23 protein-coding genes are annotated in these 20,885 nt (G+C 37.1%); 14 read left to right on the top strand and 9 right to left on the bottom strand.

Annotated elements, in window-relative coordinates:
• Window positions 1-7: 7 nt before the first annotated feature.
• Entirely contained in the window at window positions 8-319 is a 312-nt protein-coding gene (locus DCS32_RS03890; RefSeq protein ID WP_108877076.1) for a rhodanese-like domain-containing protein, read from the bottom strand.
• A complete protein-coding gene (locus DCS32_RS03885; RefSeq protein WP_108877075.1) occupies window positions 303-2,051 on the bottom strand; it encodes an aromatic amino acid hydroxylase in 1,749 nt (582 codons plus the stop codon). The genes DCS32_RS03890 and DCS32_RS03885 overlap by 17 nt, the downstream gene beginning before the upstream one ends.
• Window positions 2,052-2,212: 161 nt before the next feature.
• Here DCS32_RS03885 and DCS32_RS03880 point away from each other — a divergent pair, with 161 nt between their 5' ends.
• Window positions 2,213-2,962: an enoyl-CoA hydratase/isomerase family protein gene (locus DCS32_RS03880; protein WP_108877074.1), complete on the top strand. Its 750-nt coding sequence runs from the start codon at window positions 2,213-2,215 to the stop codon at window positions 2,960-2,962.
• A 92-nt stretch (window positions 2,963-3,054) separates the two neighbouring features.
• Here DCS32_RS03880 and DCS32_RS03875 read toward each other — a convergent pair whose 3' ends face one another.
• The 3 genes from DCS32_RS03875 to DCS32_RS16040 form a co-directional block, all read right to left on the bottom strand.
• Window positions 3,055-3,621: a DUF4136 domain-containing protein gene (locus DCS32_RS03875; RefSeq protein WP_108877073.1), complete on the bottom strand. Its 567-nt coding sequence runs from the start codon at window positions 3,619-3,621 to the stop codon at window positions 3,055-3,057.
• 11 nt (window positions 3,622-3,632) lie between these two features.
• A complete protein-coding gene (locus DCS32_RS03870; RefSeq protein WP_108877072.1) occupies window positions 3,633-5,618 on the bottom strand; it encodes a urocanate hydratase in 1,986 nt (661 codons plus the stop codon).
• A 115-nt stretch (window positions 5,619-5,733) separates the two neighbouring features.
• Window positions 5,734-5,907, bottom strand: a complete 174-nt coding sequence (locus DCS32_RS16040; RefSeq protein ID WP_162533589.1) for a DUF5522 domain-containing protein — start codon at window positions 5,905-5,907, stop codon at window positions 5,734-5,736.
• A gap of 118 nt (window positions 5,908-6,025) precedes the next feature.
• Between DCS32_RS16040 and DCS32_RS03865 the strand changes: the two genes are divergently transcribed.
• The 10 genes from DCS32_RS03865 (at window position 6,026) to DCS32_RS03820 (ending at window position 12,353) form a co-directional block, all read left to right on the top strand.
• Window positions 6,026-6,352, top strand: a complete 327-nt coding sequence (locus tag DCS32_RS03865; RefSeq protein ID WP_035335678.1) for a hypothetical protein — start codon at window positions 6,026-6,028, stop codon at window positions 6,350-6,352.
• A gap of 3 nt (window positions 6,353-6,355) precedes the next feature.
• The gene (locus DCS32_RS03860) at window positions 6,356-7,264 is read left to right on the top strand and encodes a 1-aminocyclopropane-1-carboxylate deaminase/D-cysteine desulfhydrase (protein WP_108877071.1); all 909 of its coding nucleotides are present in this window, start codon (window positions 6,356-6,358) and stop codon (window positions 7,262-7,264) included.
• Window positions 7,265-7,268: 4 nt separating this feature from the next.
• Complete coding sequence (locus DCS32_RS03855) at window positions 7,269-8,102, top strand: glucosaminidase domain-containing protein (RefSeq protein ID WP_108877070.1); 834 nt, start codon at window positions 7,269-7,271, stop codon at window positions 8,100-8,102.
• A gap of 76 nt (window positions 8,103-8,178) precedes the next feature.
• A complete protein-coding gene (hemL, locus tag DCS32_RS03850) occupies window positions 8,179-9,462 on the top strand; it encodes a glutamate-1-semialdehyde 2,1-aminomutase (protein WP_108877069.1) in 1,284 nt (427 codons plus the stop codon).
• 52 nt (window positions 9,463-9,514) lie between these two features.
• Window positions 9,515-10,021 (top strand): hypothetical protein, encoded by a 507-nt coding sequence (locus DCS32_RS03845; RefSeq protein WP_108877068.1) that lies wholly within the window; start codon window positions 9,515-9,517, stop codon window positions 10,019-10,021.
• A gap of 156 nt (window positions 10,022-10,177) precedes the next feature.
• A complete protein-coding gene (locus tag DCS32_RS03840; protein WP_108877067.1) occupies window positions 10,178-10,360 on the top strand; it encodes a hypothetical protein in 183 nt (60 codons plus the stop codon).
• The gene (locus tag DCS32_RS03835) at window positions 10,348-11,169 is read left to right on the top strand and encodes a PoNe immunity protein domain-containing protein (RefSeq protein WP_108877066.1); all 822 of its coding nucleotides are present in this window, start codon (window positions 10,348-10,350) and stop codon (window positions 11,167-11,169) included. The genes DCS32_RS03840 and DCS32_RS03835 overlap by 13 nt, the downstream gene beginning before the upstream one ends.
• 12 nt (window positions 11,170-11,181) lie before the next feature.
• Window positions 11,182-11,508, top strand: coding sequence for a hypothetical protein (locus tag DCS32_RS03830; protein WP_108877065.1), 327 nt, complete (start codon window positions 11,182-11,184; stop codon window positions 11,506-11,508).
• Window positions 11,509-11,574: 66 nt separating this feature from the next.
• The gene (locus DCS32_RS03825; protein WP_108877064.1) at window positions 11,575-11,916 is read left to right on the top strand and encodes a hypothetical protein; all 342 of its coding nucleotides are present in this window, start codon (window positions 11,575-11,577) and stop codon (window positions 11,914-11,916) included.
• 62 nt (window positions 11,917-11,978) lie between these two features.
• The gene (locus DCS32_RS03820) at window positions 11,979-12,353 is read left to right on the top strand and encodes a hypothetical protein (protein WP_108877063.1); all 375 of its coding nucleotides are present in this window, start codon (window positions 11,979-11,981) and stop codon (window positions 12,351-12,353) included.
• Between the two features lie 372 nt (window positions 12,354-12,725).
• Here DCS32_RS03820 and DCS32_RS03815 read toward each other — a convergent pair whose 3' ends face one another.
• The 3 genes from DCS32_RS03815 to DCS32_RS03805 form a co-directional block, all read right to left on the bottom strand.
• A complete protein-coding gene (locus DCS32_RS03815) occupies window positions 12,726-13,175 on the bottom strand; it encodes a hypothetical protein (RefSeq protein ID WP_108877062.1) in 450 nt (149 codons plus the stop codon).
• A gap of 237 nt (window positions 13,176-13,412) precedes the next feature.
• Window positions 13,413-15,887 carry a zinc-dependent metalloprotease gene (locus tag DCS32_RS03810; protein WP_108877061.1) on the bottom strand — a complete coding sequence of 825 codons (2,475 nt, stop codon included), beginning with the start codon at window positions 15,885-15,887 and terminating at the stop codon, window positions 13,413-13,415.
• A gap of 63 nt (window positions 15,888-15,950) precedes the next feature.
• A complete protein-coding gene (locus DCS32_RS03805) occupies window positions 15,951-17,423 on the bottom strand; it encodes a hypothetical protein (RefSeq protein ID WP_108877060.1) in 1,473 nt (490 codons plus the stop codon).
• Between the two features lie 151 nt (window positions 17,424-17,574).
• On the opposite strand from DCS32_RS03805, the gene DCS32_RS03800 reads away from it, so the two are divergent.
• Window positions 17,575-18,714, top strand: a complete 1,140-nt coding sequence (locus DCS32_RS03800; protein WP_108877059.1) for a hypothetical protein — start codon at window positions 17,575-17,577, stop codon at window positions 18,712-18,714.
• A 534-nt stretch (window positions 18,715-19,248) separates the two neighbouring features.
• Window positions 19,249-19,710, top strand: coding sequence for an inner membrane protein YiaA (yiaA, locus tag DCS32_RS03795; RefSeq protein ID WP_108877058.1), 462 nt, complete (start codon window positions 19,249-19,251; stop codon window positions 19,708-19,710).
• An 85-nt stretch (window positions 19,711-19,795) separates the two neighbouring features.
• Here yiaA and DCS32_RS03790 read toward each other — a convergent pair whose 3' ends face one another.
• The gene (locus DCS32_RS03790; protein ID WP_162533588.1) at window positions 19,796-20,173 is read right to left on the bottom strand and encodes a thiol-disulfide oxidoreductase DCC family protein; all 378 of its coding nucleotides are present in this window, start codon (window positions 20,171-20,173) and stop codon (window positions 19,796-19,798) included.
• 177 nt (window positions 20,174-20,350) lie between these two features.
• On the opposite strand from DCS32_RS03790, the gene DCS32_RS03785 reads away from it, so the two are divergent.
• Window positions 20,351-20,815, top strand: coding sequence for a hypothetical protein (locus tag DCS32_RS03785; RefSeq protein ID WP_108877056.1), 465 nt, complete (start codon window positions 20,351-20,353; stop codon window positions 20,813-20,815).
• The last annotated feature ends 70 nt before the right edge of the window (window positions 20,816-20,885 follow it).

Genomic DNA, 20,885 nt, shown 5'->3' with positions numbered 1-20,885 from the left:
TGAAAGCTTAAGTGTTCATTTTCTTATAGAGTGAAAGCCATCCACCACCATTCATAGCTTCAATCCCTTTGCTTTTTAAAATTGCAGTAGCAGAGGCACTTCGTGCTCCGCTCGCGCAAACGCATATTATAGGTGCATTCCAACTCTTGATTTTTGCGGCATTGGCATCTATGGATTGTAGTGGTATGTGTTTAGAGCCTGGAATAGCGCCGTTATCATATTCGGCTTTTGATCGCACGTCTATGATAACAGCATCTCTACTAAAGAAGTCGTCAAGTTTTCGCTGTTTCTTACCGAAAAAACTACTGAATAACCCCATTATCTTCCATTACTAAACTTAGTCCATCTTTTATAAGATGTGCAATATTTGCTCTAGAAACCATGAGAGATTCTAGGTGTGCTAGCACTTCCTTATTTCGCGTAAGCTCAAATATCTCAAGTGACAGAAGCCAGTCTGTAGGATATTGTTCTTTTACCGTTTTGAATATAGTAAGTAATGCAGTTTCTTGCGTTACGTTTTCTTCTCTCTGGTCTCTTACTTCCTTGTAATATTCGTTAAGTTTTTTATCCTCTTCAGATAGTTCGTTGTGAATGGTTGCTGTGCTGCTCACATTACTTTTTACGTCAAAGGAGTGATGATCTGCCGCTCCTGCAAAAGCAGAAACTACAGAGCTACCTATTACCATATCAAAAGGTCCGTTCTTGCGTGAGATAAGCTTATCACCTTTGTAGGATACCTCGCATCCATCAAAGTGAACTACGAGCAAGGTTCCGTCTACACTACGAGTTCCGGTGGTAATCATTCCTGTTACAGTAATGCCACTTTCAAACTCAAAAGAGTTAATGCCGCCTTCGTAAATTTCAAATGCCTTAAGGTCTCTCGGGCTCATATTTTCGATAGCCATAGAGCTACGCTTGAGTTTCCCTAGAGGAGAAGAGAATCCTTTTCTAAAATGATCTGTTCCTAGACCTATAAGTTCCTTGCCTCTGTAAGAAAGCGCACTGGGACCATGAGTTTCAAAATAAACAACGCGGTTGTCTTCATCTTGAATCATGTTGCTAAAATTCCCACTTACCTGCAGCCCAGTATTAAGCTCGATAGAGCCTAGTTGCTTGCAGTCTATAAGTTTTTGAACACCTCTCCATCCACCACGTCTAAGTGCCATGGTCTCTGCAAATTCTTCTAGTACTTCCATTAAGTACCCAAAATCTGGAGTAACAAATAGCTGAGGTTGCATTTGTGTGATATCAAATTCTTGATAAGCAGCATCTATGCTATAAGGTAGTTTCTTTACAGCATCTGTAAGGCAGTGTTTACTCTCACCTAGAGATGATAATAAGCCTGCGCCATATAATTTAGGATCTTCTAGTGTTCCTATAAGCCCATACTCTACGGTCCACCAGTGAAGGTTTCTTATAAGTGCAATTTCAGATGGTTCTACCGTCATTTGCTGCAGGCGGTTTACCTCATCTTCGGCAGCGTCTATATCTTCTTGAGCAATACCTTCGGCTTCTTTTAAAATAGAGAGCTTGCGCACTGCTTCATACATATCCATATCATGTGCATTTGATATGGCACGAGCACCTATTTCTCCAAATCTGCGCAGGTACTCTGCATAATCTGGACTTGCAATAATAGGAGCATGACCAGCACCTTCATGAATAATATCTGGTGCAGGTGTGTATTCTATATTTTCTAGTTGGCGTATGTCACTTGCAATCACAAGCACTTTATATGCTTGAAATTCCATAAAAGCATTAGGCGGGATAAAACCATCTACCGCAACGGCAGCCCATCCTATTTCTTTAAGAATACGATTCATCCCGTACATAGATGGGATATTATCTATAGAAATCCCTGTCTTTTTAAGACCAGACATATAGCTTTCATGAGCCACCTGACTTAAATGAGCTACATTTTTGCGCATCACATATCTCCACACCGCCTGGTTGATAGGTGTGTATTGGTCATAATCTTGCGCCTTGATATATTGTCCTAAATGCTTAGGCAGACGATCTAATAACGGGTTTGATGTAACTGGTATTTCCATAAAGTAAATTTACGAAGAATTGGTCGTGAATAAAATGCATTCCTAAATCGTTTGCGTTAATTTATTTTTAGATTTCCGCTTTCGCGAAAATGTGAGTTGGCAAAACATGCATTCTTCTCTATTTACCTATTTTTACCTAACATTAATTTCAGTTACAGAAAATGACACAACCTTACGTAAAGACATTAAAAGCAAACGGAATCGCTACCATTACATTCTTTCATCCATCGCACAATAGTATGCCTAGCACTGTGTTATCAGATCTAGAAAATGCTATCCAACATAGTGGGGATGATGCAGATGTAAAGGTAATTGTATTGCAAAGTGGAGGAGAACGCACTTTTTGTGCTGGTGCTAGCTTTGATGAGCTTAAAGGGATTGAAAATAATGTAGAAGGAAAAGAATTCTTTATGGGGTTTGCACGCGTCATACTTGCGATGCGCTCTTGTCCTAAAATAATCATTGGTCGCATTCAAGGTAAAGCTGTAGGTGGTGGCGTAGGCCTTGCCGCTGCAACAGATTATTGCTACGCTACTAAGCATGCAAGTATAAAATTAAGCGAACTCACCATAGGTATAGGGCCTTTTGTTATTGCCCCTGCTGTTGAGCGTAAGATGGGGTTAAATGCACTAAGCGACTTGACACTTAATGCAACAGAATTTTATAGCCCAGAATGGGCAAAAGAAAAAGGTCTCTATGCAGCACTTTTTGAAACCTCTATTTTAATGGATGAAGCGGTACAAGCATTAGCTTCAAAACTTGCTTCTTATAATCCAGAAGCGGTAGCCGCTATGAAAAAAGCATTATGGGAAGGTACAGATCACTGGCCAACACTTTTAGAAGAACGTGCCGAGATGAGTGGTACTTTAGTGCTGAGTAAGTTTACAAAAGACACACTGGGAGCGTTGTAACCAAGATGACTTTTATCAGTCAGAAACTTCATACATTAAAAAAGCACCCCAAGGGGTGCTTTTTAAGTTTAAGGGCTAATTCAAACAAAGTTTTAATTTCCTGCTACTTGTGGAGGATATACACCTAAAATTTCTTGAACGATTAGGTTAATACGTTCTTCACGCTTATCTACATCGCCAGTCACTAGTGGTGCTGTACCTTGACCTTGCCAGATAAGCTGATTTTTATTCGCATCAATTAAGTCAATGTATAAAGTACCCTGAGTAGATCTTGCAACGGAGTTGTTATTAAATCCGCCATTCCAGCCCCAAGGGCCTCCCCATGGTCCCCAGAAACCTCCCCAGCCTCCACGGAAGCCAAAGTTATTTTGATACACATCAATACGTTCTTTAGCTTTTGTAAAAATGCTTACAAGCACTGTAGGATTTTCAGATTTTGTAAAACCTTTTGCTATCATCTCAGATTCAATAGCGCGGAGTACACGTTTTTTATCTAGATCAGAAATCTCTGCTTTGTCTATTCCTGGTTTGTAAAAAGCAAACGTTTTGTACTCGTTAAAGTTTGTTTCTTTGTCGTAGTCAGATGCTACGCGCACAGTGCTACATGAAGCCAGTAAGAGTACGGCTCCTAGCAATGGTAAAAGTCTAAGTGCTTTCATAGTAGTTTGTTTTAAAGATTATTTAATAAGTGGTCATCCACAAAATTTGGTAATGTTACTGTAAGATTTGGTTCATTTTCCATGGCTCGTTTTATTGCAAAAACAGCACCTTCGTTACGAGCCCAGCTTCGTCTAGCAATCCCGTTATTTACATCCCAGAAAAGCATTGACTGTAAGCGTCTTTCAGATTCTTTACTACCATCAATTACCATACCAAAACCCCCATTTATAACCTCTCCCCAGCCTACGCCACCGCCATTGTGTATGCTTACCCATGTAGCACCGCGAAAACTATCACCTATTACATTTTGTATCGCCATGTCTGCCGTAAAGCGGCTTCCATCATAAATATTACTAGTCTCGCGATATGGAGAATCTGTGCCAGACACGTCATGATGATCACGTCCTAATATCACAAGACCTATTTCTTTACGTGCAATTGCATCATTAAAAGCTTGTGCTATTTTTGATCTTCCCTCTGCATCTGCATAGAGGATGCGAGCTTGTGATCCTACAACAAGTTTATTTTCTTGTGCTCCTTTTATCCAAGTGATATTGTCTTGCATTTGTTGCTGGATTTCTGGAGGAGCATCTTTTGCAAGCTCCTCAAGAACGCTACAAGCTATTTGATCTGTTTTTAAAAGGTCTTCTGGTTTTCCAGAAGCACACACCCAACGGAAAGGGCCAAATCCATAATCAAAACACATAGGTCCCATGATGTCTTGTACGTAGCTTGGATATTTAAAGTCAATACCATTTTCGGCAAAGACATCTGCACCTGCACGGCTGCTTTCTAATAAAAAGGCATTCCCATAATCAAAAAAGTAAGTACCCTTTGCTGTATGAGCATTGATGGCTGCAGTATGAAGCCTGAGAGTGCTTTGTACGCTTTCGCGAAAGCGGTCTACATTATTTGCCATCATATCATTTGCCTCTTCTACAGTAAATCCCATAGGGTAATAACCACCAGCCCATGGATTGTGTAAAGAAGTTTGATCACTACCTATGTCTATGGTGATGTTATGTGTGTCAAATGCTTCCCAGACGTCAACTACATTTCCTTGGTAAGCGATAGAAACGGTTTCCTTATCAAGCTTAGCTTGTTTTATTCTAGTTACAAGCGTGTCTGTGTCTTTTATTACTTCGTCTACCCAACCTTGAGAGTGTCTTGTGTGTACTGCCTTTGCATTTACCTCTGCACATACCGTGATACAACCAGCGATCTTACCAGCTTTAGGTTGTGCTCCAGACATACCGCCCAGTCCAGAGGTTACAAAAAGACCACCTATGGGAGATTTCTTTATTTTTCTAAACGCATTAAGAACGGTGATCGTAGTTCCATGCACAATTCCCTGCGGGCCGATATACATAAAACTTCCTGCCGTCATCTGTCCGTATTGAGTAACACCAAGGGCATTAAATTTTTCCCAATCATCTGGCTTGCTATAATTAGGAATCATCATGCCGTTAGTCACCACAACCCGTGGCGCATCTTTATGGGAAGGAAATAAACCCATAGGATGGCCTGAGTACATGGCAAGTGTTTGCTCATCATTCATCTGGGCGAGGTATTGCATTGTAAGACGATATTGTGCCCAGTTTGAAAACACACCGCCATTACCTCCGTAGGTAATGAGTTCGTGAGGGTGCTGTGCAACCGCATAATCCAGATTGTTTTGTATCATTAACATGATTGCCGCTGCCGCTTTAGATCGCGAGGGATATTCTTCTATAGGTCTTGCATAAATATCATATTCTGGATGAAAACGATACATATAGATACGGCCGTAGGTATCTAGTTCTTCTTTAAATTCAGGGAGGAGTACTTCATGATGTTGAGGTTCAAAATACCTGAGTGCGTTTTTTAAAGCTAGTTTTTTTTCTTCTGGAGAAAGAATTTTTTTACGTTTTGGCGCGTGATTAATCGATGGGTTGTATTCCTTTGCTGGTGGTAAGTTATCAGGAATACCCATTAAAATTTGTTCTTGAAAAGTCATAAGATGTGAGTGTTAAGTGAAACAATAAATACAAATTGCTTCTACTCACTAAGGGTAACGTATATCTACGCGATGATAGGATTTATAAGTACGCTTTCTATAATGTTTAAGCCTACTATCCATCTTGTTTATTTGTTTTCTTACTATATCCATATGGACAATGACGGCAGCCACTCTCACAACAATAACCTCTTTTGAGGTGGTATTGCTCTGTAAAACATTTATAGCCTTCTGGCGTTAGGTAATAATCGCCGTCTTCTATAGGAATATGTTTTTTTAAGTAGGACATAACACAAAGATAAGGATACGGCATAGACTTTGAATAACGTCTATAGTATTAGTAATAACGTACAAGTATTAAGGAGATCTTAAGATGCTAGATGTTATAATTAATTTATTTTTGACCTATGTTTTTAATTGTAAATAAATATTTATTGCGCAAACGCTTTGTGGGAGTCACTCTCTGGCCATTTATAGTGATGCGTACTCCAGATCTTAAGGAGGATATTGTATTTATTAATCACGAGAAAATCCATATTAGACAACAAGCAGAAATGCTAGTACTACCATTCTTTATATGGTATGTTATTGAGTATTTTATAAGGCTTATACAGTATAGGGATAACTATGTCGCTTACCTCAATATCAGTTTTGAGAGAGAGGCTTATGCTCGTGAGTGCGAGCTTAGCTATCTAGAAAAACGCCCTTTTTGGAGTTTTCTAGCGTATCTTTAACCCGTGAATCTTACTTCAAAAAATCAATTTATTTCAGAAACAAATGGCTACTCCCTTTCTATTAAAAGGGAAGACTTGTTGCACCCTACAGTCTCAGGAAATAAGTTTAGAAAACTTAAATATAACCTCATACAAGCCCGAGCAGAAAGTTATGATACGCTACTCACTTTTGGAGGCGCTTACTCAAACCATATTGCTGCTACGGCAGCGGCAGGTCAGTTAGAAGGTTTCAAAACCATAGGAGTTATTCGTGGAGAAGAGCTAGGTGTACATCTTGCTCAGACGTTAGAAAGTAATCCTACGCTGGCATTTGCACATGAGTGTGGGATGAAATTTCACTTTATATCAAGGCAAGAATACCGTGAAAAAGATGAGTTACGCTTTCGCGAAAGCATGACAAAAACCTTTAATAATCCGTTTATAATTCCCGAAGGTGGAACCAATGAGCTCGCTATTAAAGGTTGTGAAGAAATCTTAGCTGATGATGATACAGACTTTGACTATATATGTTGCCCAATAGGAACAGCAGGTACAATTTCTGGTATCATAAATAGCCTGAAGCCGCATCAGAAGGCGTTAGGGTTTCCAGCTCTTAAAGGTAACTGGGTGGCAGATGAGGTGAGAAAATATGCAAATAATGAGCAGTGGGAGATTATTGCCGACTATCATTTTGGCGGATATGCAAAGGTGAATGGTGATCTCGTTAACTTTATAAATGAATTTCACGCAAAGCATCACGTTTTACTAGATCCTATTTATACGGGTAAGATGCTTTATGGTATTTCAGAGCTTATGAAAGGTGGGTATTTCCGCGAGAATTCTCGTATTTTAGCCGTTCATACGGGAGGTTTACAAGGAATTGCAGGAATGAATATCCAGCTAGCTAGAAAAGGGCTTCCGCTCATACACTAATTATATGTTCAAACGTTTTATCATACTTTTATTAATAGGAATACTGTCTGTAAGTTGTGGTGGCTCTAAAAAAGCCACACGTTCTAAAAAGAGAACAAAAACTACACGTACCGTCGAGAGAAGACAACCTTCTCCAAAAGTTGAGGAGGCAGCAACTCCAGATGACAATCTTGATAATGGAGTTAATCCAGTTCCTAAAGGTGGCGTAAACGGTTATATAGAAGACTTTGCAGATATCGCAAAAGAAGAAATGGAACTATACGGAATCCCAGCAAGTATCACGCTAGCGCAGGGGATTCTTGAGTCTGGTGCTGGTAAAGGCGAATTGGTTCAAAAAGCAAATAACCACTTTGGGATTAAATGTCACGACTGGAAAGGTCAGACCGTTTATCATGACGATGATACGAAGGGGGAATGCTTTAGAAAGTATAGTTTGGCTAAGTTTTCTTACAGAGATCACTCCTTGTTTTTGACAGGAAGAAAGCGTTATACAGATCTTTTTAAACTCCCTAAAGATGATTATAAAGGATGGGCAAATGGGTTACGTGCTGCAGGATATGCTACAGATAAGAAGTATCCTCAAAAATTAATTAGCCTGGTAGAGCGTTATGAGTTATATCGTTATGACGGTGAAGTACTAGGTAAAGATGTTGCAGACTATAAGAAAGTGACAGATAATAATAACCAACATACTGTGCAAAAGGGAGAAACGCTTTTCCGTCTATCTCGCATGTATGATGTAACGGTGCCAGAACTAAAAAAATGGAATGGTATTGATGGTGATCAAATCTTTGAAGGTCAAGTGCTTTTTATCAAACCATTTGATAGAGGGTATTAAAACATTAGATCCTTGAATAAAATATAGTACAAGATTGTACAGTGTAAAATGTACAGACAACAAATAGCATATTTAGATGATTTATAAAAGAAGTAGTGAGCTTTTTGTAGCAGCTCAAAAAGTAATACCAGGAGGAGTAAATAGTCCCGTAAGAGCTTTTAAATCTGTAGGAGGAGATCCTGTATTTGTAAAAGAGGCAAAGGGAGCCTATTTATATGATGAAGATGGACGCAGACTTATTGATTATATCGCCTCATGGGGGCCTATGATTTTAGGTCATGCGCATAAACCTGTGGTAGATGCTGTTGTAGAAAAAGCACAAAAAGGCACTTCCTTTGGAATGCCTACAGAGATAGAAACAAAAATAGCCGAGCTTGCCATCTCTATGGTGCCAGGTATTGATAAAATACGCTTTGTAAACAGTGGGACAGAAGCCTGCATGAGTGCAGTGCGTCTTGCTCGCGGATTCTCAGGAAGAGAGAAGATTATCAAATTTGCAGGTTGTTATCACGGTCACTCTGACTCATTTCTTATTCAAGCAGGTAGTGGAGCAGTAACCTTTGGTTCTCCTAATAGTCCAGGAGTAACGGCTGGTACGGCAAAAGACACCTTACTTGCAGATTATAATAACCTAGAAAATGTAAAAGAACTTTTTGAAGCAAATTCAGGTGAGATTGCTGCAATCATTATAGAACCTGTTGCAGGTAATATGGGATGTATACTTCCAGCCGAAGGATTTTTACAAGGATTACGTGAGCTATGTGACGCACATGGTGCGCTACTCATTTTTGATGAGGTGATGACAGGCTTTAGACTAGCAAAAGGTGGTGTGCAAGAGCTTATGGATGTTCGTGCAGATATTGTCACTTTCGGAAAAGTAATAGGTGGTGGGTTACCTGTAGGAGCTTTTGCAGCTCGCACAGAAATCATGAGTCACCTTGCTCCAGAAGGACCAGTATATCAAGCAGGAACCTTAAGTGGGAATCCGCTGGCGATGGCTGCCGGACTGGCCATGCTTACAGAACTTAATAATAGTGATGTTTTTGAAAGCCTAGCAAAGAAAACGGAGTACTTGCACAAAGGAATAGATAAAGCCTTAACTGATAACGGAGTTACTTTTACTATAAACCGAATAGGCTCTATGATTTCTGTACACTTTGCAGAAGGCGCAGTAACAGATTTCAAATCGGCTGCAGTGGGTGATAATGATACGTTTAAGAAATTCTTCCATGGATTGCTTGAAGAAGGTATTTACATCGCACCAAGTGCTTATGAAAGTTGGTTCTTAAATGACGCTCTTTCTTACGAAGATCTTGATGAGACAATCGCTGCAGTAGCAAAGGTGGGAAAGACGTTGTAAGATGTAATCAGTGAAATTGTAGCTCTCAATCTTAAAGAAGCCTTTTATAGTCATGAAAAATATCGTAGTAATATTTCTTGTATTGTTTTCTTTCTCAATAGTAGGCCATGCACAAGTAGATAGAAGAAGTGAATTTGTTTTTGAAGGTTCCATACCTGAACATAAAGTAGCATTTCTGAAGCAAAACTATAATTGGAAAGAAGGCACTAAGCTTATTATTACTTTTAAAACGTTTTTAAGCACTTGTCCGCGCAATCAATATCGAGTAATTGATAATGATTGGAATGATGAGTTTTATAGGAAATTAGCATTGAAAAATGTCACAAATATTTACATCTCGCTTGAAGATAATTTATTAAGAAAGCTTACAAAATCTAGAAAAGACTTTTATGAGGACAAGGATGATTTTTTTACCAAAACGTTTAACTTAAAAAGTGGAAGGCATTGTTATGCTCTTATGATGATTAATGAAAAGGGTTCATTTATGTTGAGAGTTGGAGAATATACAGAAGCAGATATATTTGACTTCTCAAAAATTCTAGAAGGAGAACAACCATAATCTTTTACCAAAATCACTATAACAAAAAACGGCATCCCAATCAAGGATGCCGTTTTTGAAAAGAATGGACAATATTTCATTGTAGAAAGTAAGTTCTCTTCTACTACAACACCTTCGCTTAATTCGGCTAATGACGCGACAAATCTTCCAAAACAAATGAGTGATGCTTGGATAACAAGGCCAGGAGAATTAGCAAATACAGTTGGAAGCACGGGTTTAGCAGATGATATTATTGATGCCGGTTATACTAGAGTTTTAGCTACCCACGGGCCTAATGGTAATGTAATCTATAAGTTAGTAGATGCTCTTGGTAACATAGGTAATGTATGGACTCCTTAAAAAATAGTAATATAAATATGAGAGACAAGCTGAAAGATGAAAGTTACTTTGATTCTTTTCTAGACGATACATATAAATCTTTGGAAAAAAGGATTGTTAAATTAAATTCTGTTTTAATAAAAGATGAAAGGATAATTCCTGTAAAAAAAGCGATGTCATCATCTTATTTACATATTATACATGCTAAATTTTCAAATGGAGATTATTTAGAAAAACTCAAAAGTGATTTTCATAATGGAATTAAGTTGATGAATGAATCGTTGACAGGTAATAATGGAAAAGTTCACGTTACTAAAAGTCAATATTTAGACCAATATTATATTCATATTTATCAAGAAGTATTGCAATATTTATCACTAGCATATTTTTTGGAAGTATCCAATGAAGATTTTCAAATATTGGTTGATATTATTGATAGAGACAATATCAGCGATAATTTATATGAATTTATTATCAAAGCTCGCTTTCCTAATAGAGAACAAAAACGCCCAGAAGAATACGATACAAAGCAATCTGTAATATTAAAAGTATACGATAAACTTCGTAAGGCTACAGAAACAGAAGATAAAGTAGAAGCCTCAAAATTGATAAAACAATTTTTAGAAAAAGACTTTTACCACAAGCATATGAACCTTTATAATAGCCATAATAGTAAGGCTGATATTTATTGTGGCTATTGGAGCTTTGAGACAGCCGCAGTGGTTAAGATTATGGGCTTAGATGATAGTAGTTTTATAGATAACCAATATTATCCAAAAGACTTAGTTCATCAAACTGCATTAACATCAAAGAAAAAAGGACTCTTTTAAATAATTACAGACTTGGATTTAGATAAACTAATAAATGCTTTTAAAAATAAGGAACTTCAAACGCTAGGTGTAATATCTATTTATGGAAATTATTTTGGTAAACCTGGAGATACTATTTCTACAATAAAAGATATTTATAAGAGAGATGAAACCTTGGTAATAGAGCTAAACAACAAAACGATTTTAATGTCATTGCCTAAAAAAGTAAGCTATAATTATTATTCAATTGATTTAGAAGAATCTGATTTTATAAAAGTCGATGATAAAGAATATTTTTATAAAGAAAATGAAAAAGCTTTCCATCTTTATAATTGGTCAGCCCAATCAAAAGCACATTAAATTTATTCGACATACTTTACCATAATATTTAAATATTAAGTAGGAGATTTCTACAATGCATATAATATGAAAAATCTGAACATATTAGAACTTTCAATTTTAAAAACTATAGTTGAAGACAATAAAAACCTTTATCCTTATTTATCAAATCATTTTGAAGATTTTACAGTTAAGGATAGAAAATATAGTGGAGTAGGGGTAATTGTTAATTTTGGCTATAGACTGGAATTTCAAGAAGCCAAGAAATTCAATATGCTACTTTCATCCACGAGAAGCTTGTTCATTGAAGGATTAGATTATGAGGTTTCATATGCATTATGTTTAAATAGCGATAAAGGTAATTTTTTAGAAATTATATCAAATGGGGAGGATTGGGATGGAAGTTATAGTTCTTTTAAATTAATATAATGCAAGGTATTACTGATACAAATCATATTACTTGGAAGGGAATAAATCCTTAAATTTAAAAAATGATATTAAATGAAAATATACTTAATGACTTTGGGAGGTTAATTATTAAAGATGGATATGACTCTGGTATAAATTTAGTAGACGACCTAAAGCAAATAACAAAGCCTCCGTACATTATTAAAGAAGAAGCTAGTTTCGTTAAATCATTAAATGATGAACAAATAAATGGTCTAAAAAAATTAATTAAAAGAACACAATCTGATTTAATTTTTACCTTTCTTAAAATATTTGAGGAACAAGAAAATTATAAATTAATTTATGAAGAAAACGGTAAGCAAGTTAATCTCGAGGAAATAAGTGAGATGCTAAAAGCAGAACCGACTATAGAAAATGGATGGATAGATCGCTTTAGCAAATATTCTGATAAGAAGTAACTAAGATTGGTTTGATGAATTCTACAGAAAATTAAGCTTAGAAAATGTTACTAATATTTACATCCCACTCCAAGAGAAATCAGCTAAGAAACTTATAATACCCAAGAAATGATTTCTATAAGGATAAAGATAATTTTTTTACTAAGACATTCAATTTAAAAAGCGGGACACACTGCTGCGCTCTTCCGATGATTAATGAAAAGGGTTCATTTATGTTGAGAGTTGGAGAATATACAGAAGCAAATATATTTGACTTCTCAAAAATTCTAGAAGGAGAACAACCATAATCATTTTCCAAAATCACTATAACAAAAAACGGCATCCCAATCAAGGATGCCGTTTTCAATCTAAAAATAAACCAATCAATCAAAATTATTTATTCCCTCTGCGTGATTCTTCGTGACCTCTTTTTCCTTTGTCACCACGCTTTCCTTTTCTCTTAGCATTCATTTTTTTGAACTGCTTAAACTGATCTTCAGATAAGATACTCTGCATTTTTTCTTGCATAGCAATCTGCTTATCTAGACGCTCATTCTGCATTGCATAACGTTGCTCTTTAGTAAGCTCTGGCTTTTCTTTATTTGCCTTACGCTCTGCTTGCATCGCTTTACGATCTTTTGCTTGATCAAGAAGCACGGTGTACACTTTTTTAGACTGGTTATCATCTAGTGCAAGTGCAAGTGTCATCTTCTTTGTATTAAGTGTAGCAACTTGTTCTGCAGTCATGTCATTACCTATTCTTTCTTCTCCAGATCTTGGACCTCTTTGTGCAGACATTGATACGGTCGCAAGTACTAGAAACATCATCATTAACTTTTTCATCTTTTTTCTTTTTTAATTGTTGAACACTTATATGACCCAAAAAAAAGAGGAAGGTTTAATGATTATAATTTTTTGTGACTTTATTATGATTTTATCAAAGCACGCTTTCGCGAAAGCGTAACCCTTCCAATTGTCTGCAACTATAAGGAATGAACCTTAATAAAATGGATCCATAAAAAAAAACAGCCAGTAATCACATGATTGCTGGCTGTTTCTATAAGTAAGCTATTGTAAGTATTACTTAGGATCAAGTATCATGTTGATACGCTCTACAAGATCTTCTGCATGTATGCGGCTCATACGGTCTCTAAGTCGGTTGTTCTGTAAATCACGTTTAAGATCTTTAAGCTCTGCACGTACTACGGCACGTATATCACTCTGACCTACATTTACTCTTGTCCCGCTAAAGAAACGACCACCACTTTGATCTTCTGTCATGATAAACTCAAGACGTTCTACATATGCACGCTGTAAGTTACGACGGTAAATATCTATTGCCTGGCGGCTTCTTAACTCTGAGAATAACCCAGCTCTTAAGTCAGACATCATAGTAACTAGTGAGTATGCATCTGCATCATTCATAGCTTCGTTTTCAAGCATACGAGCCATACGTCCAAAGTCTAGAAGGTTGTTAAGTGTTCTAGTCTGGAAACCTCTTACACGTTCTACACTTCCAGCATTTTCAATCTTATCAAAAATGTTGTTATCTAGTAACCACTCTGGTGTGTCAAAAAGTTGTGTCTGTAAGAAATCTAACGCTTCTTTCTGTTTTGCTTTATGTACGTGTGTGTATACTGCTCCTTCTTGATCATAGGTTTTGTACATTTCATATACACCACCTACGTTAGCCGCAACGTGTCCCATGTAACGATTGTATTGTGATAATACTTGACCATACATTTTATCTAGCTCGTCATAGTTTTGACCCTCTTCTGCCGTCCACTCAATAAGGTTAGGAACGATACGTTTAAGGTTTGCAATACCATAAGCACTAGCTTTCATAGCATCATCACCTAGATCTTCTGTTTGTGAACTAGGATCGATAACACCTCTTTGTTGTCTTCCAAAACGGTACATAGGATCTCCAGCATGTTCAAGAATCCAGCTGTCTAAAGTTTTCTTCTCGTCTTCTGCGCTTTTTGCAGATGGGATAGGGCGGTAACCCCAGTTTATAGAGTATTTGTCATAAATACCTATGTTAGGCATTAAGGCTACATCTCCATCTCCCGGTTGTGCTATATAATTAAAACGTGCATAATCCATGATAGATGGTGCAGTTCCATATTTCTTAGTAAACTCAGGATCACGTAAATCATCTACCGCATAAGCAACACTACTTCCCATGTTGTGTGGAAGTCCAAGTGTGTGACCTACCTCGTGCGAACTCACAAAACGAATTAATCGTCCCATGATTTCATCTTTAAACTCATTACTACGAGCCTCAGGATTGATAGCTGCAGTTTGTACAAAATACCAGTTGTGTAATAATGTCATTACATTATGGTACCAGTTAATATCACTTTCTAAAATCTCTCCAGAACGTGGATCACTTACGTGAGGTCCATTTGCATTAGGAATAGGAGAAGCTAGGTAACGTACCACACTGTAACGTACATCTTCTGGGCTCCAGTCTGGATCTTCCTCTACAGATGGAGGATCGGCAGCGATGATGGCGTTTTTAAAACCTGCAGCTTCAAAAGCTACTTGCCAGTCTTCTATACCCTGCTTAATATAAGGAATCCATTTTTTTGGAGTCGCACGATCTATATAATAAACAATTTGTTTTTTAGGCTCTACAAGTTCGCCACGATTAAAGGCAGCCATGTCCTCGTCTTTTACTTCAAGTCTCCAGCGGTCAAGGTAACGCACTGTTTTACTCTTTTGAACGTCAATTCCGTAATCTGTTTGACCACGTGCAAACCATCCTACACGCTCGTCAAACATACGACGTTGCATAGGCACTTCTGGTAGTAAGATCATTGAGTTACTCATTAACAGAGATATTACTCCCGTAGCACTATTAGATGGTGCATCAGAAGAAGCGTATGTTTTTACACTACGTACTTCTATGTTTTCTGGGTAACTTCTTATAGTATCTAAGTAAGAAAGCTTAGTATCTAGCTTTGTTACTTTTAATCCTTTACGGCTTCTTTGTGGTAAACCTAGTGGCTTCACATCGCTTTCAAAAAGACCTGTAGCATCAATTACTGTATTTCTAGAACCAGAAACACTGTCTTTATGATACGCTTTAATGTCAAAAGCATACAGTACAGGTTCAAAGTTACTGTTCTTTACAGCCTCAGAAATAGGAAGTGAGTCTGCAGCATATACTTGGTGTGATACCACACGCAATAATACTTTCTTGTCTTTTACTTCCCAGCGCAACACAGAAGTGTTTTGCTTTCCACCACCAAAGCCTAGGCCTCCTGCAGTTTTTGCAATACGAGTCACCATGAGCATCTCACGACCCATAAGTGAGTCTGGAATCTCATAAAAATATTTGTCGTCTAGTTTGTGTACGGTAAAAAGACCTTCATCAGTCTTTGCATCTTTTGTGATGACTTTGCCATAAGGTTTAATGGCATTTTTACTGTCTTTTGCTTTTGATTTTGAAGCACTTGCCTTGCTGGCAACTTTAGATTGTGAGGTGCTACAACTCGCGATAGTAATGGCAAATAGGGTTGCCATCACATAGGATAATTTTCTTTTCATTCGGTTGACCTTTTTTGGTGGGTAAAAGGTACAGACCAGCGACTCCCTATATTGTTAAGAAAATCACAACATGGCAAGTGTGGTCTCATAAAGTTTTGTGCCGTCTAGCGTCGCCTTTATCCATGCAAAGAAACTCACCATAAAAATATCTTCATCTTTTAGGGAGTCTACAGTAAATTGACTCATTACGCTTTCGCGAAAATTTGCCTTCTTCACAATAGTCGGATCATTAAAGATCTGGCTAAATACTTTTATAAAGCGTTCCAATCTTACTTCGGAAAGGATGATTTTTTTGTACTTCCGTTTGAAGCTACGGAGTTGTGAGTGAACGAGGTCAATATATTCTAGTTCATAATAATTAATCAATGAGAGTAAATCTCTTTTAATCATCCAGTCTATTCCTAGTCGTTCCTCATACCAGCTATCAGTATGTTTAAATTTATTGAGCGTACTTATAGCGGCTTTGTACTCACCTTGCTGTGTGAGAAACACCACTTGTGCGAGCAATATATCTGGATCAACTTTCTGTTTTGTTGTTGAGATGTGGTTGTTTATATCTGCAATAGCCAGAGAGGAGTTACCACTATAATTTAAAACGAAGGAGTTGATGAGAAGCAAGTTTTCGCGAAAGCGGGATTCCCACTTTCCATTTTCGGCATTCATCTCGGTATTCATTAACGAGAGATAATGCGTTGCTTGTGCAAAATCGCGCACTCTAAAGTGAGCATTTGCCATAAAGTAAAGCACCTGGATGTGATAAAAGCGTTGCTTTTCTTGAACGTTTTCCTTCTTCTTTATGAGATTATAAGTGTGCGTGATAAAGGGCAGTGCCTCGCCAAAATTGTGATCTAAGTGCGCTGCGGTATTTATAATTTCTAGCAGCTGGTACAAGGATTTAAAGGTGAACGTCTCGTTGATTTCAATATGAAAAGCAGCGAGTATCTCTTCTACCGTTTTCTGTATTCCTTTCTTTAATAGATGTTCATCAAATATGAGTATGCGCTTGATGTGTGCATATGCCATGTTGAGTTGCTCTTGCTGTATAAATCGCTGCTGGTTTTGTTGTGCGGCTTGTGTGAGCTCTTGTAAATCTACCTCCGGATGAAGATGACTATACTGGAACTGGGTGTGGTAGCTTTCAATAAGAGCCGTGTGTAAGTCAAGGTCTCTTGCTTTTTGAGTCGCTTTTTTTAAAAGTTTTTGAGCTGGTTTATGGAGGTCTTGCTCATAAAGAATACGTGCTGCGAGTATCCATTTAAAAACCTGCATATCATCAGAGGTTTCATTTTCAAAATTTTGAGTGGCTATAAAATCAATGAGACTGTCTTGTAGCCTTTTTGATAGCGCATGATACGCATTACGATTTGGGCTTCCATATAGTAAGATATCTATGTCTTTAAGAGGCGTTCCCTTTCTTATAAGGTTGTATAATGTGAGATTCTTTGTGTCTGATCTTCTATTTTTTGAACGTAAATAGGTCTTGAATAACTTACTGTCCTCTGTAGAGAAAGATTGTATAATAGTTGTGACATCCATTTTAAATCGTAAGTTTTATCTGTTTAAAGTGCAATAAATATAGGAATTAAATGATGTTTATTTCTATTTATATCATAAGTAATATTGAAATATTAGATTTTATTAGCTCCTACATCACTGCATCTTTGCCTTGTAATCAAACAACAAGGTCATGGAATTTAATAACAAAAAACTGTCAAGAACGACAACCGTAGTACACTACGTTATAAGTATATTACTGGCTGCTTTTTTAATAGGACTTGCAAATAGAATTATCTGGGATATTGATGAATCTGATAATCGTCCTACGCTAGAAAATTTTGAATCGCAAACAGATGTGGATACTCATAGAACGTTATACCGTGCGGTTCAAGATTCAATAAATGAACAATACCGTAGTCAGGAGGCTTTAGAAATAAATCTTGAGTTAGCCAAAACTACCTTATCTCAAGAGCAGCGCTCTTTTAAATCTTGGATTTCCACACGTACAGCTACGCAATCATCTACAGTAGATGCCGAGGTGCGAAAGCGTAACCTTACGATGGACTCCATTCAAAAAGTGATACAATCTTACGAGACAGAGAAGTCTGTTTATGCAGCAGCTATCTTAACATTAAGAGATACACAGGCAGTCTATAGTTTGCAAGAGCAGGAGGCTATGGAGGTAGTGTATAATCTACATGATGATGCTGTAAGAAGTTATGAGCTGAGCATCTTTTTAAAACGATTGCTATTTGTACTTCCTATACTGTTGCTAGGTTTATGGATGCTTGTAAAGAAAAGAAAGCATACGTACTGGCCATTATATCGTGGGTATGTGTTCTTTTCTTTCTATAGCTTTTTTGTAGGTTTAGTGCCTTACTTACCTAGCTACGGAGGATATGTGAGATTTACAATCGGTATCCTACTTTCCATCTTTTTAGGAGTATATGCAATACGGTCACTACAAGCATTTATAAAACGCAAGAAAGAAGATTTACAACAATCTACCCAAGAGCGATCAAAGCAAATAAAAGAAGAGGTTGCAGAGAAAGCATTAGAAAACCATATGTGCCCTAGCTGTGGTAAAGATTATCTTATTAATGAGTTTCACCAGAGCGGTGGAAAAAAAGGAGTAGCAGGAAGTCTAAAAGTAACCAACTACTGCCGTCATTGTGGGCTCCAACTCTTTAAAGATTGCAATAGCTGTGAGACTACAAATTATGCACACCTGCCACACTGTTACTCCTGCGGAGATCATATTATGGAGATAGCAAAAGAAGACAAAACTGAAGAAGAAATTATAAAAGATGATTTATCGCCCCAGCCCTAAAGGGAGAACATCAGATTTTTGCCCCGACCCTAAAGGGAGAAAACCAAGATTACAATTAGAAAAAGCCACCCTTTAGGGATGGGGAAAGCTTTTTAGAATATCAGAATTTTTCCCCAACCCTAAATGGAGAAAACCAAGATTACAATTAGAAAAAGCCACCCTTTAGGGATGGGGGAAGCTTTTTAGAACATCAGATTTTTACCCCGACCCTAAAGGGAGAACATCGGATTTTTTAACCCGCCCCTAAATAGAGAACATCAGGATTACAATTAGAAAAAGCCACCATTTAGGGCTGGGGAAGCTTTTTAGAACATCAGGTTTTTACCCCGTCCCTAAAGGGAGAAAATTATTAATCACACCCAGAAAAAGCCATCCTTTAGGGTTGGGGAAAGCTTTTTAGAAAATGAGATTTTTTACCCCAACCCTAAAGGGAGAAAATCAGATTTACAATTAGAAAAGGCCACTCTTTAGAGATGGAGAAAGCTTTTTAGAATATCACAATTACCAATTAAACAACAACAAACAACAACTATTATGGAAAATCAATTTGAAACACCAGTAACAGAAAAGAAGAATAAAAAACAAGAACCATTTTCAAACAAGCCTACGGGAGCTTTTATAAGTGCATCATGGAGTGCATTATTTGTAGGGATGGTGTCCTTTTGTGTAGGACTATGGAATGCAGATATGTACCTCAATGAAAAGGGATATTACTTTACAGTATTACTATTTGGATTATTTGCTGTAGTATCAGTACAAAAAAGCGTGAGAGATAGACTAGAAGGAGTGCTAGTAACAGATATTTATTATGGTATAAGTTGGTTTGTCACTATCGTCTCTATCTTATTACTCGTTGTAGGTTTATGGAATGCAGATCTAGAATTAAGTGAGAAAGGATTTTATGGAATGTCTTTTACATTAAGTCTGTTTTCAGCCATAGCGGTGCAAAAGAATACACGAGATGTAAAGTTTATAGATAGTATTAATGACAACTAGCAAAAAGCGACACCTACGGGTGTCGCTTTTTGTTGTTTGATGAAACCCAATGCTTCTTAGGGAGTGTTGGGTTTCTATGTTATAACTATATATTAATAGTACAAGATGAAGAAGCACCAAACCATTTAAGTCTATTGCGAGAAGCAGTGTTGTAAATAAAATCACGTATGATTCTTGGGATAAATGCAAGTAGTGCTGCTACCGATTTCCACTTTGGGATTTTAGAAATGATCTTTAAAAACCCATCAGAATGTGTATGTAGTTCTTGATTTTCAATAAGCATTACGGTATCTAAACGATCTGTAGGTCTTCCATATTCTTTTAAAATATGCTGACCTTTTGGAGATTGAAAGGCGATACATTCAAACAATTCGCTTGGTGCAAATTTAAGGAGCCAGCCCACAACACCATTACAGAGATTACAAGCTCCGTCAAAAATAATAATGTTTTTATTGTGTTCCATTTCCATTGATTTGATACGTTAATTACAATCACTAGGTCGAATAAAAATTAAAAACTTTTCATTTTAAAATTTATTTATTATTAGTTGCCATTCATAATGAGGTGTTTATCGTTTTGTAATGAGGTTGTGTAAGTTTTCGTGAATAGATAGCGACGTATTTGAGATAAAGCTATTAAAATGAAAAAATTACTATTACTATCGGTTCTCTTCGTAGGGATATTTACAGCGGTACACGCACAAGGAATTAAAATATTGCCTACTAATCTAGAGGTAAAGTCTTGGCCAGACGGATGGCATAAGTTTGAATTACAAGGAGCTATTTTTGATGTAGAAATATTAGGAGGACGATATACTCAAGGTGTTGTAAAGTGGTTAGATGGAACAACCTATTCTGGTAGACTTTCTGGCGCATATGTTTCTGGAAAAGGTACTTACACTTGGGCAAATGGAATGCGTTATGAAGGATCGTTTAAGAAAGGAAAACGACATGGTAAGGGATCTCTCATCTTAATAACTGGGACAAAATGGAGCGGGAAGTGGAAGGATGATAGGAAGAACGGTAAAGGAAAAGTATTTGATAATAAAGGTAACATTACGGAGCAAGGAGTTTGGGAAAATGATAAACGAGTAAATGCCAAGTAATCCCTTTATGAGTTAAGTAGTATAGGCTCATATAAAGGAGTCTTCCATAATTAGGACATGATATACTATA

This window comes from Dokdonia sp. Dokd-P16, from assembly GCF_003095655.1.
GTDB lineage: Bacteria > Bacteroidota > Bacteroidia > Flavobacteriales > Flavobacteriaceae > Dokdonia.
This window is presented reverse-complemented; position numbering and strand designations above follow the sequence as displayed.

What these genes read in the sequence shown, in the direction of transcription:
- DCS32_RS03890 (WP_108877076.1), bottom strand. Translation starts at nt 319, where the DNA reads ATGGGGTTATTCAGTAGTTTTTTCGGTAAGAAACAGCGAAAACTTGAC.
- DCS32_RS03885 (WP_108877075.1), bottom strand. Translation starts at nt 2,051, where the DNA reads ATGGAAATACCAGTTACATCAAACCCGTTATTAGATCGTCTGCCTAAG.
- DCS32_RS03880 (WP_108877074.1), top strand. Translation starts at nt 2,213, where the DNA reads ATGACACAACCTTACGTAAAGACATTAAAAGCAAACGGAATCGCTACC.
- DCS32_RS03875 (WP_108877073.1), bottom strand. Translation starts at nt 3,621, where the DNA reads ATGAAAGCACTTAGACTTTTACCATTGCTAGGAGCCGTACTCTTACTG.
- DCS32_RS03870 (WP_108877072.1), bottom strand. Translation starts at nt 5,618, where the DNA reads ATGACTTTTCAAGAACAAATTTTAATGGGTATTCCTGATAACTTACCA.
- DCS32_RS16040 (WP_162533589.1), bottom strand. Translation starts at nt 5,907, where the DNA reads ATGTCCTACTTAAAAAAACATATTCCTATAGAAGACGGCGATTATTAC.
- DCS32_RS03865 (WP_035335678.1), top strand. Translation starts at nt 6,026, where the DNA reads ATGTTTTTAATTGTAAATAAATATTTATTGCGCAAACGCTTTGTGGGA.
- DCS32_RS03855 (WP_108877070.1), top strand. Translation starts at nt 7,269, where the DNA reads ATGTTCAAACGTTTTATCATACTTTTATTAATAGGAATACTGTCTGTA.
- hemL (WP_108877069.1), top strand. Translation starts at nt 8,179, where the DNA reads ATGATTTATAAAAGAAGTAGTGAGCTTTTTGTAGCAGCTCAAAAAGTA.
- DCS32_RS03845 (WP_108877068.1), top strand. Translation starts at nt 9,515, where the DNA reads ATGAAAAATATCGTAGTAATATTTCTTGTATTGTTTTCTTTCTCAATA.
- DCS32_RS03840 (WP_108877067.1), top strand. Translation starts at nt 10,178, where the DNA reads ATGAGTGATGCTTGGATAACAAGGCCAGGAGAATTAGCAAATACAGTT.
- DCS32_RS03835 (WP_108877066.1), top strand. Translation starts at nt 10,348, where the DNA reads ATGGACTCCTTAAAAAATAGTAATATAAATATGAGAGACAAGCTGAAA.
- DCS32_RS03825 (WP_108877064.1), top strand. Translation starts at nt 11,575, where the DNA reads ATGAAAAATCTGAACATATTAGAACTTTCAATTTTAAAAACTATAGTT.
- DCS32_RS03820 (WP_108877063.1), top strand. Translation starts at nt 11,979, where the DNA reads ATGATATTAAATGAAAATATACTTAATGACTTTGGGAGGTTAATTATT.
- DCS32_RS03815 (WP_108877062.1), bottom strand. Translation starts at nt 13,175, where the DNA reads ATGAAAAAGTTAATGATGATGTTTCTAGTACTTGCGACCGTATCAATG.
- DCS32_RS03810 (WP_108877061.1), bottom strand. Translation starts at nt 15,887, where the DNA reads ATGAAAAGAAAATTATCCTATGTGATGGCAACCCTATTTGCCATTACT.
- DCS32_RS03805 (WP_108877060.1), bottom strand. Translation starts at nt 17,423, where the DNA reads ATGGATGTCACAACTATTATACAATCTTTCTCTACAGAGGACAGTAAG.
- DCS32_RS03800 (WP_108877059.1), top strand. Translation starts at nt 17,575, where the DNA reads ATGGAATTTAATAACAAAAAACTGTCAAGAACGACAACCGTAGTACAC.
- yiaA (WP_108877058.1), top strand. Translation starts at nt 19,249, where the DNA reads ATGGAAAATCAATTTGAAACACCAGTAACAGAAAAGAAGAATAAAAAA.
- DCS32_RS03790 (WP_162533588.1), bottom strand. Translation starts at nt 20,173, where the DNA reads ATGGAACACAATAAAAACATTATTATTTTTGACGGAGCTTGTAATCTC.
- DCS32_RS03785 (WP_108877056.1), top strand. Translation starts at nt 20,351, where the DNA reads ATGAAAAAATTACTATTACTATCGGTTCTCTTCGTAGGGATATTTACA.